Below are 13285 nucleotides of genomic sequence, written 5' to 3' on the forward strand. Positions count from 1 at the left end.
TGCACAAAACCGCCGACCTGCTACCCCGACATCATGCAACGCGCTATTCCGATCATGTTTATCGCCATGTCACTGATCCCCGCAGGGGACAGCGCGGGCAAGATTTTGACCTCGGGGATGGGCGTGGCACCGGTTTTTGTGGCGTGGTCGCGCTTTGCCATCGGCGCGCTGATGGTGCTGCCGTTCCTGCCGCGTGGCACTTGGGGCCTGATGCGCGACTGGCGGCTCTGGCTGCGCGCCGCCACGCTGGCGTTGGGCATCACCTGCATTCAAACCGCGCTCCAGACAGAGGCGATTGCCAATGTCTTTGCCGCCTTCTTTATCGGGCCGATGGTCAGCTACCTTTTGGCCGCGATTTTCCTGCGCGAACGCATCAGCCTGCTGCGCAGCGCTTTGATCCTGCTGGGCTTTTGCGGTGTGCTGCTGGTGGTGCGTCCGGGGCTGGGCGGCGGCACCGGCGGGCCGGGGCTGCTGTTCGCCGTGGCCGCGGGGCTGTTCTACGGGGTTTTCCTGACCATGTCGCGCTGGCTTTCTGATCTGGCACCGCCCCTTGCGCTGACCTTCACCCAACTGGCGATGAGCGCGGTGATGCTGCTGCCCTTGGGCCTGATGAACCTGCCCCAAGCCACCCTGCCCGTCGCCGGATTGGCGACCGCAAGCGCGCTGTTTTCGATGTTGGGCAATCTGCTGCTGCTCTACGCCTATCGCCGCGCGCCCGCGACGCGGCTGGCACCTTTGGTCTATTTCCAACTGATCGCGGCGGTGCTGCTGGGGCTCTTCCTGTTTAGCACCCTGCCCGATGCGCTGACATGGGCGGGGCTTGCCGTCATCATCACCGCTGGCATCACCTCGGCCCGGCTACGCTGAGCGCCAGCCCCCGGCAGCGCGCAGCGCGGTGGATGAGACATCGACCATCGGCACATTCACGAAACACCACGCAGGCGCCGTGGCATGGCCCAAAAGCTGGCTGTTACGCCCCGCGATCCGGTAAGGCGCATAAAGCGCCGCCGCCCGGCTCATCCGGGCCGAGATACGTTGCCCGGGCCGGGCCAGCACGCCCACCGGCACCGTCTCCATGATTTGCCGCCAATCTTGCCACAGATGAAACTGCGCAAGGTTATCGGCCCCCATCAACCAGACAAAGCGCACGCCGGGGTAGTGCCGCCGCAGCGCCGCCAGCGTCTGAGCCGTGTAGCGGGTGCCAAGCTGCGCCTCGATATCGGTGATCTCAACGCGCGGGTGATCCATCACCGCCCGCGCCCGCGCTTTGCGCTGCGCCATGGGCGCTGGCCCGTGGTCTTTCAGCGGGTTGCCGGGGCTGAGCAGCCACCACACGCGGTCCAGCCCGAACCGTTTCAATGCCTCGCGGGTGATATGTGCATGCCCCTCATGCGCCGGGTCAAACGACCCGCCTAGCAGGCCGATGACCTGCCCACTTGTGGCGAATGGCATGGTATTACGCAAGAAAATGGCCCCCGATCGGAAATCAGGGGCCAAAGGAGGGGCATTGCTGCCCTTTGTCAATGCAAGGCGCTTACTTGTGCTTCACGATCTCGCCCGAACGCAGCCGCGTGACATAGCTGTTCAACTCACGCTTCACGATCGGCATCAGGAAATAGAGCGCGATGATGTTCACGATCGCCATAGAAAAGAGCATCGCATCGCTAAAGTCGATCACCGGCCCAAGGCTCGCCGCCGCGCCGATTACGATGAAGACGCAGAAGATCACCTTGAAGACGAGCTCCTTCACCGCTCCCTCGCCGAACAGATAGGTCCAAGCCTTGAGGCCATAGTAAGACCAGCTGATCATGGTCGAGAAGGCAAAGAGTACCACCGCAACCATCAGCAGTACCGGGAACCACGAGAAGGCCCGCGCATAGGCAGCCGAGGTCAGCGCCACGCCGCTCACTTCACCCTCGGTCGCGATCCGGCCCGCCTCGGCGTTCCAGATGTAGAGCCCGGTTTCGGGGTCTTGGTTGAGCACGCCGCTGATCACGATGACCAAAGCCGTCATGGTACAGATCACCACCGTGTCGATGAACGGCTCCAACAGCGCGACGTAGCCCTCGGTCACCGGCTCTTTGGTACGCACCGCGGAGTGGGCGATGGCCGCCGAGCCGATGCCCGCTTCGTTGGAGAAGGCCGCCCGACGGAAGCCTTGGATCAACGCCCCAGTAAAGCCGCCGACAACGCCCAGACCGGTAAAGGCGCCCATGAAAATCTGGCCAAAGGCCCAGCCGATCATGTCCCAGTTGATGATGAGGATCAGCACCGACACCAGCACATAGAAGACACCCATGAAGGGCACGATCTTTTCCGTCACCCGCGCGATGGATTTCAGACCGCCCGCGATCACGGCAAAGGTCACACCGGCAAGGATCACACCGGTAATCCAGCCCGGATAGTCCCCCAAAACACCTGCAAGCTGCGCATGGGCTTGGTTGGCTTGGAACATGTTGCCCCCGCCTAGCGCGCCCAGAATGGTGAAGATCGAGAACAGCACCGCCATGAAGCCACCCAGCGGCAAGCCGCGCTCGGAAAAGCCTTTGACGATATAATACATCGGCCCGCCCGAGACATGGCCGTCGGGGAATTCATTGCGGTATTTCACGCCCAGCGTACATTCGGTGAACTTGGTCGCCATGCCGAACAGGCCCGCAACCACCATCCAGAATGTCGCGCCCGGCCCGCCGATGCTGACAGCCACAGCCACGCCTGCGATGTTGCCCAGACCCACGGTGCCCGACAGCGCGGTTGCAAGCGCCTGAAAGTGGCTGACCTCGCCCGCGTCATCCGGATCAGAGTAATCGCCCCGCACCAGTTGGATCGAATGCCAAAACCCTTTGACCTGAATGGCCCCGAAATAGACGGTGAAGACCACCGCACCCACGACCAGCCACAGCGCGATCCATGAGAAATTCGTGCCCGGCAGCGGGGCGAAGATGAAGGAGACATACCAACCGGTGTAATCTGCGAAAATCTGGTTGATACGCTCGTCGAAGCCGACAGCCTCTTGCGCGGCGGCAAAGCTCGGCAGCAATGACGCAAATACCGCCATCACATAGGTAAATAGCTTATTCATGGCTTATCCTTTCAGGGAATGATCGTGACAGGCACGCTGGAGCCCGCGACCAACCGGCCCGTCACCCCGCCAAAGAGCCGCTTGAGCCCGCGCTCACCGACCCGACCGACAACAATCTGAAGCGCACCGCGCTTCTTGGCGACACCTTCAAGGATATCGGCCACATCACCGTGCCGAACGATCCCTTCGACCTCCACGCCCGAGGCTTTGGCCTCTGCCACCGCCGGATCAAGCACCACGTCATGCGCGCGCTGCAACTCCTGCTCGCGCCGCATGTGGCGCTGCTCGTTCTCTTCCTTGGTCTGAAAAGTGAAAGGCGACCATTCGATCACGAAGCAAACCGTGATCGAACAATCCCCGATCTGTTTGGCCTGAGCCTGAGCGAAGGCCAAAGCACGCGCGCCGGCTTCCGATCCGTCCAGACCCACAACGATTGTGGATTTTGACATGAGTATTTCCCTGTTTTTATGACTGCCAGTTGATGCCCCCCGAAGGGAAAGCACCGCTTGCAGCCTGCCTACTCCACGATGGCCGGAAATCGCCGCCCAATCGTAGATTGAATAAATCCTAGCGCGAAAACCGCAGAAAAGTCGACCAGATTTCACTTTTCGACTGCACGGACCGCCTGCCAAACCGTTGTAAAACCATCCAATAGCCCGCCTCGCCCGTCTTGACCAAGCGGCGTGCGGCACATCGCACAAGCCATCAGCGGGCCACGGCCCTGCGATGGATAGAGTGTTTGATCTTGCCCTGCCCGGGCGATATTGCACTGCAAACCCCAAATCGCGTTTCGAGGATTCTCCAAATGGCTGCCTATCAATACGTCTATCACATGTCCGGCGTCTCCAAGACCTACCCCGGGGGCAAGAAGACATTCGAAAACATCCACCTGAACTTCCTGCCCGGCGTGAAGATCGGTGTCGTCGGCGTCAACGGCGCGGGTAAATCCACCCTGCTCAAGATCATGGCCGGGCTCGACAAGGATTTCACCGGCGAAGCATGGGCCGCCGAGGGCGCCAAGGTCGGCTACCTGCCGCAGGAACCCAAGCTCGACCCGACCAAGACCGTGCGCGAGAACGTCATGGAGGGCGTGGCCGGGAAAAAGGCCATTTTGGATCGCTACAATGAACTGGCGATGAACTACAACGACGAGACCGCTGAAGAGATGGCCAAGCTGCAAGACGACATCGACGCCCAAGACCTTTGGGATCTCGACAGCCAGATCGACGTATCGATGGAAGCGCTGCGCTGTCCGCCCGATGACGCGATGCCCGAAAACCTCTCGGGCGGTGAAGCGCGCCGCGTGGCGCTGTGCAAACTGCTGCTCGAAGCGCCCGACATGCTACTCTTGGACGAACCGACCAACCACCTTGACGCGGAAACCATCGCGTGGCTGCAACAGCACTTGATCGACTACAAAGGCACGATCCTTGCCGTCACCCACGACCGTTATTTCCTTGATGACATCACCAGCTGGATCCTCGAATTGGACCGTGGCCGCGGCATCCCTTACGAGGGCAACTATTCCGATTGGCTGGAGCAGAAAGCCAAGCGCCTGAGCCAAGAGGCCCGCGAAGACAAATCAAAGCAAAAAACGCTTGAGCGCGAACTTGAATGGATGCGCCAAGGTGCCAAGGCCCGTCAGGCCAAATCCAAAGCCCGGATCGCGGCCTATAACGAGATGGCCGAAACCTCCGAGCGCGAAAAACTCAGCCGCGCCCAGATCGTCATCCCCAACGGCCCGCGCCTTGGCAACAAGGTGATCGAGGTCGAAGGCCTGAAAAAGCACATGGGCGACAAGCAGCTGATTGATGGGCTGAATTTCAGCCTACCGCCCGGCGGTATCGTCGGTGTGATCGGCCCCAACGGCGCGGGTAAATCGACGCTATTCAAAATGCTCACCGGGCATGAAACACCGGACGAAGGCACCATCGAATACGGCGACACGGTTGATCTGTCCTATGTTGACCAGTCCCGCGATGACCTGAACCATGATGACACCGTCTGGCAGGCGATCACCGGCGGCGCCGAGATCATCAAGCTGGGTGATGCCGAGGTAAACAGCCGCGCCTATTGCTCGTCCTTCAACTTCAAGGGCGGCGACCAGCAGAAGAAAGTCGGCCTGCTGTCGGGTGGTGAACGCAACCGCGTACACATGGCGCGTCTGCTCAAAGAAGGCGGCAACGTGCTGCTGCTCGATGAACCGACCAACGATCTCGATGTCGAAACCCTCCGCGCGCTCGAAGACGCGCTGGTCGATTTCGCGGGCTGCGCCGTGGTCATCTCGCACGACCGTTTTTTCCTCGATCGTATCTGTACCCACATCCTTGCCTTTGAAGGCGAAGCGCATGTGGAATGGTTCGAAGGCAACTTCGAAGATTACGAAGAAGACAAGAAGCGCCGTCTGGGTGCCGATGCGCTTGAGCCGAAGCGCCTGAAGCACAAGAAATTCGCGCGGTAAGCATAGCGGATTAGCGATTTGGAGGGCGTCGGATTTCCGGCGCCCTTTTCTTTTGCACAGCGCAGCATCGGTCCCGCCCGGAGACACGCCGGGCATCGCCTGAACGCGAAACGCCCGCCCCACCTCACGGCAGAACGGGCGCGTCACAAAGCTGAGGACGAGCAGAGCCCTCAGCGTTCTTCGTCGATCGCCGTTTCCAGCTGGGCAAAGAGGTTGTCTTCATCATGCCGCGCCAGACCGTGCAGCGGATCCCAGCTTTGCAGATACTCACGCAGCTTGTTGCTGGCCGAAAGACCCGACCAAAGGCGCTGCTCGGTGACCGAATGCACTTGCAAGGACGGGGCCAGCCCGCCGTTCATACCTTTGCCGTCCCAATTCTTTTCCAGATGCTCGCGCGTGCGATCGGCCATGGAGGCGGTGTTCAACCGGGCGCGGCTCATCACCACCCCGATGAAACGCCCACTGCCCGCATAGGCCAGATGAAAGCGCATGCCCTCCAGCGAATGCACCGAGGCGCGGGCCACCTGCTCCATCTGGCGGCGGAAGGCCGGGGCCTTGACCGCGCGATAGATGCCGCGCGCACCCTCGACTGAGATCGAAAAGAGGCTCATCGAGAAACAACCGCTCGGCAGGCGCAGCAGGTAATTCTCAAGCTCGGAGACGTTGCTACAGGCCGAGACATCGAGATCGAAATCCTCGTCAAAGCGGATCTGCATCATCTGCGTCAACTCGCTCAGCGTATGCTGCGCCTCACGTTCGCGCAGCAGCGAGGCATTGAGCATGCTGGCGGCATTGATCCGCGCGCTGAGCTCGACACCATCCAAAGGCTTGCAGAGGAAATCGGTGGCCCCCGCATCAAAGGCCCGCTGCATCATCGCAGGTTCTTTGCTGGCAGTGATCATGATGATCGGCACAGCGCGGTAGAAAGGCACATCGCGGATCATCTCACACAGGCTGATCCCGTTGATGCCGGGCATCATGATATCAAGCAGGAAGGAATCGAACGGTTGGTTCAACTCTTGCATGATCTCAAGCGCCTCTTCCGAGCTTTCGCAACAGGTCAGCTCGTAATTGTCATTCTCGGTCAGGCAACCTGTAAGCAGGTCAAGGATGACCGGGTCATCGTCTACGGCAAGGATACGCATCATGTCTCATTACTCCACATGAGGGGGGGCGCTGGCAGGCGCACTTGGGGCTTTCTCACAAAAAACCACCTATGCCGGGCAGCAATGAGACCAGTTTTAGGCAAACTCGGGACAGCGCATTCGGGGCCGCTCCCCGCAAAATATGGGGAACACGAAACTTCGTGGCGATAATTTGCCGAAATCCGCTACAGCGCAGACCTGTTGTGGCCCCAAAATGCGATGCCCCTTGAACGAATCCCCTCCTGATGCAATATAGACGGTGCAGACGTTATCTTTTTCGACCCACTGTCTCCCTCATACGGCGCTCAGTCTATCGATCCAGACCAACCACGCCGGGCCATCGCACCAACGCGGATGGCATAAATATGGAGACTACGGATATGGCCACTGGCACCGTAAAATGGTTCAACACAACTAAAGGCTTCGGCTTCATTGCTCCCGATGGCGGCAGCAAAGACGTTTTCGTGCACATTTCCGCTGTTGAGCGCGCTGGCCTGACCGGCCTGGCCGACAACCAGAAAGTGACCTTCGACATCGAAGCAGGCCGTGACGGCCGTGAATCCGCGACCAACCTCGCGCTGGCCTAATGGCCGGGGGCCTCGGCCCTGATGCAAGAATTTGACCGACCTGCTGATACCGGCAGGTCGGTTTTTTTATGTCCAGCCTTGCTAAAATGCGCCCCCGTGGCAAAATGCAGAGCGAAACAGCAATAGATTGATGGAGCCTGCCATGCGCCGCCGTAGTTTTCTGACCAGCACCGTGGCCGCAGCCGCCCTTCCCCTGATGGCGCAGGCGCGCACCGCCGCCTACAGTGCCGCCCCGCAGATGGTGCCGATGAAAGCGCAATATGCGCCCGGTCAATTGCTGATCCTGCCGCGCAGTCATTACCTCTATTTCGTAACCGCCCCGGGCCAAGCGATGCGCTATGGCGTGGGCGTCGGTAAAGCGGGATTGGAATTCACCGGCACCGCCACCATCGACGTCAAAAAAGAATGGCCCACATGGCGCCCGACCAATGAGATGATCGAACGCGAGCCGCAGACCTACAAACGTTTCATCGGCAACACCGACGCCCAGCCCGGCGGCCCCGGCAACCCCTTGGGCGCGCGGGCGCTCTACCTGTTCCAGAATGGGCGGGACACCTTTTTCCGCATTCACGGGACCACGCAGCCGAACTCCATCGGCCGTTCGGTCTCCAACGGCTGCATTCGGATGCTGAACGAACATGTGATCGATCTCTATCAGCGTGTGCCGATTGGGACGAAGGTCACGGTGCTCTAAGCCCCTTTTGACAACACCCAACCCGGACTCAAGCCGCAGGCGCCGGGCCATCGCCCGCCCGCCCGTCATGCCAAAGGCGTGCCGCATATAGAGCGCACCTTTGGTGCGACCGGCTAGGCGATTTGGTGAGGCCGGGTGCGCCATTGCAAAGGCGCGTCACGGCTGAACGATAAAGTAGCACAAAACTCCGTCGGATCGCCGACCGCGTGCAGGCGCTGGCCCCTCACACCAAAAGAAAGGGCCAGCGCATCGCGCCAGCCCTTCCACTCTCATTACCGTCAAAGCTTACTGAAGCGCTTTATCCGTAATGTCATGGGTCCAAGCCCCCTCGGGCGCTTTCGTGATCATGCCACCTTCCATGGTGATCTCCGCACTGCGGTCAAACGCGGCTTCGTCCAAGCGGCCATCGCTGCCCTCGGTCAGCTTGGCGATCTCGCCCATCATGCGGGTCTGGTGCTTCTCGGTCTGGGCGCCGGTCTGGTCGTTTTCCAGCACGATGTCGGCGGCTTCCTCGACATTCTCCTCGGCGTATTTCCAGCCCTTCATCGAGGCGCGGACGAAACGCGCCAGCTTGTCGACCATCTCGGGGTCTTCGAGGCTCTCTTCGGTGGTGTAAAGACCGTCTTCCAGCGTCGAGATGCCCTCGTCCTCATATTTGAAGACCACCAGATCCTCGGGCGTCAGCCCTGCGTCGATCACCTGCCAATATTCGTTGTAGGTCATGGTGGTGGCGCATTCGACCTGCTTTTGCAGCAGCGGGTCGACGTTGAAGTTGATCTTTTGGATCGTCACCCCACCGTCGGAGCCATCGGTGGGATAGCCCAGCTTGCCCATCCAGCTCATCAGCGGGATCTCATTGCCGAAGAACCAAGTGCCCAACGTGTTGCCGGGGAAATCCTCGGGGCTTTCGATGCCATGCTCTTTGAGGCAGGTCAGCATCAGGCCGGATTTCGCGAAAGGTTGTGCGATGTTCACAATCGGCGCGCCCTTTTCGCGCGCGGCCAGCGCCGAGGGCAGCCAGTCGACCATCACGTCGGCCCCACCGCCCAGAAGCACCTGCACCGGCGCGATATCCGGCCCGCCGGGCTTGATTGTGACGTCCAGCCCCTCTTCCTCGTAAAAGCCCTTGTCCTTGGCGACGTAATAGCCCGCGAACTGGGCCTGCGTGACCCATTTGAGCTGCAGCGTCAAGTCGTCGGCGGCCTGCGCCACGCCCCCCCAAAGGCCCAAGGCGGCCCCGGCTGCGATCTTCGTGATGGTTTTCATTTTTATCTCCCTGTTGGTTGGTCGTCTTTAGTTCCTCTGGCTGGGGTGCCAAAAGGTCACCCGTCCTTCGATAAGGGCCATGATACCATAGAACGCCGATCCGGCTATTGCCGCGACAACAATCTCGGCCCAGACCAGATCAAGCGCAAGCTGCCCAACCGAGGTGGAGATGCGAAAGCCCATGCCCAGCACCGGAGAGCCGAAGAATTCAGCAACGATGGCGCCGATCAGGGCAAGGGTGGTGCCGATCTTTAACCCGTTGAAGACAAAAGGCATCGCCGCAGGCAGCCGCAGTTTCAAAAGCGTGCGCCAATAACCGGCGGCATAGGTCCGCATCAAGTCGCGCTGCATGGTGTCGCTGGCCTGCAAGCCCTGCACCGTGTTTACCAGCATCGGAAAGAACACCATGACCACGACAATCGCCGCCTTGGACTGCCAGCCAAAGCCGAACCACATCACCATGATCGGCGCCATGCCGATGATCGGCAGCGCGGCCACGAAGTTGCCCACCGGGAGCAGCCCGCGTTGCAGGAAAGGAAAACGATCAATCGCCAGCGCTGTCAGGAAAGCCGCGCCACAGCCGATGATATAGCCGCTCAGCGCGCCCTTGATGACAGTCTGCACAAAGTCGACCCACAGAATGTCCAATGAGGTCGCAAACCGCGCAGCGATCACCGAAGGCGCAGGCAGCAGCACTTGGTTGATGTCAAAACCGCGCACCACCCCTTCCCAAACCGCGATGAGCGTCAGACCGAAAACAATCGGCGAAGCGAGCGCCGCCCAACGGGACGGTTTTTGCCGCGCAAGCCAGACGTTTATCGAAAGCCCGACCAGCCAAGCGGCGATGGCGAAAACTATCCAACCCATCATGCCATCCCCATTCGTTTTAGCGTGACCCGTTGGATCAACCCGATCAACCCCACCATCACCGCCGCCAAAGCTGCCGCCATGATAAGCGCGCTCCAAATCTGGACCGTCTGACCATAGTAGCTGCCCGCCAGCAACCGCGCCCCAAGGCCCGCCACAGCACCCGTCGGCATCTCGCCCACGATGGCACCGACGAGAGAGGCCGCGACACCGACTTTCAGCGAGGTAAAGAAGTACGGCATCGACGACGGCAGCCGCAGCTTCCAAAAGGTCTGCCAACCGCTCGCGTGCCACGTGCGCATCTGATCTAGCTGCATCTGGTCCGGGCTGCGCAGCCCCTTGACCATGCCCACGACCACCGGGAAAAACGACAGATACATGCTTATGATCGCCTTGGGCAGCAGCCCCGAGAGGCCCACAGCATTCAGAACCACGATAATCATCGGCGCGATGGCCAAGATCGGGATGGTCTGACTGGCGATCACCCAAGGCATCACCGACATGTCCATCGTGCGGTTAAACACGATCCCCACCGCCAACAGCGTGCCAAGCGCTGTGCCCATGACAAAGCCAAGGAAGGTCGCGCTGAAGGTGACCCATGTGTGATAGACAAGCGAGCGTTTCGACGTGACCTTCTTCATCACCGTGGTCTCCCACAGTTCGGCCCCCACCTGATGCGGTGCGGGCAGCTTGGGCTTATCCTGCGACCATGTGTCGGCCACCAATTCCGAGAACGTCAGCGTCTTATCGGCCCGCGCCGCCACGTCCCGCGCCCATTGTGCGTTCAGCCCGACGGCTGCGCCATACCAAACGACGATCAACAGACCCACAACCGTTAGAATGGGGAAAATGTTACGCATCAATCGTCCCCATGCCCGGCGCGCAGCCCCTCACGGACGCGATGCGCGATCTCTAGAAACTCAGGGCTTTCGCGGATTTCCAAGGGGCGTTCACGCGGCAGCGGGCTTTCGATCACATCCGCGATCCTACCGGGCCGCGGGCTCATCACCACGATCTTGGTGCTGAGATACACCGCTTCGGGGATCGAGTGGGTGACGAAGGCAATGGTCTTTTCCGTCCGCGCCCAGAGCTTTAGCAGTTGCTCATTCAGGTGGTCCCGCACGATCTCATCCAACGCGCCGAAGGGTTCGTCCATGAGCAAGATATCGGCGTCGAACGACAACGCCCGCGCGATGGAGGCGCGCTGCTGCATCCCGCCCGACAATTGCCAAGGAAATTTCTTTTCAAACCCGCTGAGTTCCACCAGTTCTAGAACCCGTTGCACCCGGTCGGCCTGCTCAGCGCGGGGGATGCCCATGATCTCAAGCGGCAGCCGGATATTGCCGCCGATGGTGCGCCACGGATAGAGCCCCGCCGCCTGAAAGACGTAGCCGTAGGCCCGCGATTTGCGCGCCTCCTCGGGCGAGACACCGTTGATGGTCACGGTGCCGCCCGTGGGCTGCTCAAGGTCGGCCATAACCCGCAGAAAGGTCGTCTTCCCGCAGCCCGAGGGGCCGATAAAGCTGACGAAATCCCCTTTGTGGATTTCAAGGTTCACGTCTTTCAACGCATGGACCGGCCCGTCATTGGTTTGAAAGGTCAGATCTAGATTGCTGGCGCTGATCACGCTCTGGCTGTCATTCACGTATTTTACTTCCCTGTTGGTCGGCCGCTTTTAGCGCGGCACTTTACCTGATTGTCGTGGCGGTTCTACATCGCTCAGATCCCCGCCGGAATGTTCAGCGGATCGCGCTTGATCATCTTGGGGCTGTTGAGCTCCTTCCACTTGCTGAGCGCGACATTGGCGCTTGGGAAGGCTGGGCGCGGCACGAAACGCCCACGTCCCGGCTGCGGCTGGCTGTTTTGACCCCAAGCCCAGATCACCTCACCACGGCTGAGGGTATAGCGGCTCTGCGCCTTGACCTCAAAGCCCTCAAAGACGTTGTAATCAAGGATGGAATGGTGGTTCGCCGGGCTGATCGTCTTGGTGATTTTCGGATCCCAGACCACGATATCGGCATCAGCCCCTTCAACGATCGCGCCCTTCTGCGGATAGATGTTGAGGATCTTGGCGATATTGGTCGAGGTCGCGGCGACGAATTCATTCGGCGTAAGCCGCCCAGTCTCCACCCCTTCGGTCCAAAGCACAGCAAGCCGTTCTTCCAGCCCGTTCGAGCCGTTGGGAATGATCCGGAAATCATCGCGGCCTGCACGCTTCTGCTCGGTGCTGAACGCCGCGTGATCCGTCGCCACCACCTGCAAACTGCCCGCCTGCAAGCCGGCCCAAAGGCTGTCTTGGTGGTCTTTCGAGCGGAACGGCGGCGACATGACGCGCCGCGCGGCGTGGTCCCAATCTTTGTTGAAATACTCAGACTCATCCAGCGTCAGGAACTGGATCAGCGGCTCGCCATAAACCCGCATCCCCTTTTGCCGCGCCCGGCGGATCGCCTCATGGGTCTGCTCGCAGGAAACATGCACGATATAGAGCGGCACGCCTGCCGTGTCCGCGATGGTGATCGCGCGGTTGGCGGCCTCGCCCTCCAGCTCAGGCGGGCGGGAATAGGCGTGGCCCTCTGGCCCGGTGATGCCCTGATCGAAATACTTCTGCTGCAACTCGGCGACCAGATCGCCGTTCTCGGCATGGACCATCGGCAGCGCGCCAAGTTCCGCACAGCGTTTGAACGAGGCGAACATCTCGTCATCTTCGATCATCAAGGCACCCTTATAGGCCATGAAGTGCTTAAAGCTGTTCACCCCCATGTCGACCGCGTCTTTCATCTCGTTAAAGACGTTTTCGTCCCAGCCGGTGACCGCCATGTGATAGCCGATGTCGCTGCAAATCTGCGGTGCCGACTTGCGGTGCCATTCGTTGATCGCGTTTTTGATGCTGCCATCGGCGCCCGGCAGGCAGAAATCGACCACCATTGTGGTGCCGCCCACTGCCGCGGCCCATGTGCCGGACTCAAAGGTTTCGGCTGCCGTGGTGCCCATGAAAGGCATCTCTAGGTGCGTATGCGGATCAATCCCGCCGGGGATCACATAGGCGCCCTCGGCGTCGATATATTCGTCGCCCTTTAGGTCTTCGCCGATCTGTTTGATCTTCTCGCCTTCGATCAGGACATCGGCTTTCCATGTGCGGTCCGCCGTGCAAACCATGCCACCCTTGATTACCTTGCTCATCGT

The 13285-nt window shown here is 60.4% G+C and carries 13 protein-coding genes; 4 read left to right on the forward strand and 9 right to left on the reverse strand.

Translation table 11 applies throughout. The annotated features are described in order from the left end of the window. The first annotated feature begins 33 nt into the window (after nt 1-33). A complete protein-coding gene (locus R1T45_RS20590) occupies nt 34-867 on the forward strand; it encodes a DMT family transporter (protein WP_120350174.1) in 834 nt (277 codons plus the stop codon). Here the strand turns inward: R1T45_RS20590 and R1T45_RS20595 are convergent. The 3 genes from R1T45_RS20595 to R1T45_RS20605 all read right to left on the reverse strand — a co-directional run bounded on the left by R1T45_RS20595 (nt 859) and on the right by R1T45_RS20605 (nt 3531). Beyond that, nucleotides 859-1452 carry a nicotinate-nucleotide adenylyltransferase gene (locus R1T45_RS20595; RefSeq protein ID WP_260011349.1) on the reverse strand — a complete coding sequence of 198 codons (594 nt, stop codon included), beginning with the start codon at nt 1450-1452 and terminating at the stop codon, nt 859-861. The two genes, R1T45_RS20590 and R1T45_RS20595, sit on opposite strands and share 9 nt — an antisense overlap. Before the next feature lie 82 nt (nt 1453-1534). Continuing rightward, entirely contained in the window at nt 1535-3082 is a 1548-nt protein-coding gene (locus R1T45_RS20600) for an alanine/glycine:cation symporter family protein (RefSeq protein ID WP_317390133.1), read from the reverse strand. Between the two features lie 11 nt (nt 3083-3093). After that, nucleotides 3094-3531 carry a universal stress protein gene (locus R1T45_RS20605; RefSeq protein ID WP_067623405.1) on the reverse strand — a complete coding sequence of 146 codons (438 nt, stop codon included), beginning with the start codon at nt 3529-3531 and terminating at the stop codon, nt 3094-3096. Between the two features lie 356 nt (nt 3532-3887). On the opposite strand from R1T45_RS20605, the gene ettA reads away from it, so the two are divergent. Then, on the forward strand, nt 3888-5543 hold the full coding sequence (ettA, locus tag R1T45_RS20610; RefSeq protein ID WP_317390134.1) for an energy-dependent translational throttle protein EttA: 1656 nt from the start codon (nt 3888-3890) through the stop codon (nt 5541-5543). Nucleotides 5544-5713: 170 nt separating this feature from the next. On the opposite strand, the gene R1T45_RS20615 is transcribed toward ettA, so the two are convergent. Beyond that, nucleotides 5714-6691, reverse strand: a complete 978-nt coding sequence (locus tag R1T45_RS20615; RefSeq protein ID WP_317390135.1) for a response regulator — start codon at nt 6689-6691, stop codon at nt 5714-5716. A gap of 377 nt (nt 6692-7068) precedes the next feature. On the opposite strand from R1T45_RS20615, the gene R1T45_RS20620 reads away from it, so the two are divergent. After that, nucleotides 7069-7275 (forward strand): cold-shock protein, encoded by a 207-nt coding sequence (locus tag R1T45_RS20620; protein WP_067265226.1) that lies wholly within the window; start codon nt 7069-7071, stop codon nt 7273-7275. 142 nt (nt 7276-7417) lie between these two features. Continuing rightward, nucleotides 7418-7969, forward strand: a complete 552-nt coding sequence (locus tag R1T45_RS20625) for a L,D-transpeptidase (RefSeq protein WP_067623420.1) — start codon at nt 7418-7420, stop codon at nt 7967-7969. Between the two features lie 285 nt (nt 7970-8254). On the opposite strand, the gene R1T45_RS20630 is transcribed toward R1T45_RS20625, so the two are convergent. The 5 genes from R1T45_RS20630 to hydA all read right to left on the reverse strand — a co-directional run bounded on the left by R1T45_RS20630 (nt 8255) and on the right by hydA (nt 13282). Continuing rightward, the gene (locus R1T45_RS20630) at nt 8255-9235 is read right to left on the reverse strand and encodes an ABC transporter substrate-binding protein (RefSeq protein ID WP_120350169.1); all 981 of its coding nucleotides are present in this window, start codon (nt 9233-9235) and stop codon (nt 8255-8257) included. A gap of 27 nt (nt 9236-9262) precedes the next feature. After that, nucleotides 9263-10102: an ABC transporter permease gene (locus R1T45_RS20635; RefSeq protein ID WP_317391142.1), complete on the reverse strand. Its 840-nt coding sequence runs from the start codon at nt 10100-10102 to the stop codon at nt 9263-9265. After that, nucleotides 10102-10962, reverse strand: coding sequence for an ABC transporter permease (locus R1T45_RS20640; RefSeq protein WP_317390136.1), 861 nt, complete (start codon nt 10960-10962; stop codon nt 10102-10104). The genes R1T45_RS20635 and R1T45_RS20640 overlap by 1 nt, the downstream gene beginning before the upstream one ends. Further along, nucleotides 10962-11747: an ABC transporter ATP-binding protein gene (locus R1T45_RS20645; RefSeq protein ID WP_317390137.1), complete on the reverse strand. Its 786-nt coding sequence runs from the start codon at nt 11745-11747 to the stop codon at nt 10962-10964. The genes R1T45_RS20640 and R1T45_RS20645 overlap by 1 nt, the downstream gene beginning before the upstream one ends. Before the next feature lie 74 nt (nt 11748-11821). After that, complete coding sequence (gene hydA / locus R1T45_RS20650) at nt 11822-13282, reverse strand: dihydropyrimidinase (RefSeq protein WP_093928041.1); 1461 nt, start codon at nt 13280-13282, stop codon at nt 11822-11824. Nucleotides 13283-13285 lie beyond the last annotated feature (3 nt).

Origin of the sequence: Sulfitobacter sp. LC.270.F.C4 (assembly GCF_032922545.1) — a bacterium.
GTDB lineage: Bacteria > Pseudomonadota > Alphaproteobacteria > Rhodobacterales > Rhodobacteraceae > Sulfitobacter > Sulfitobacter profundi.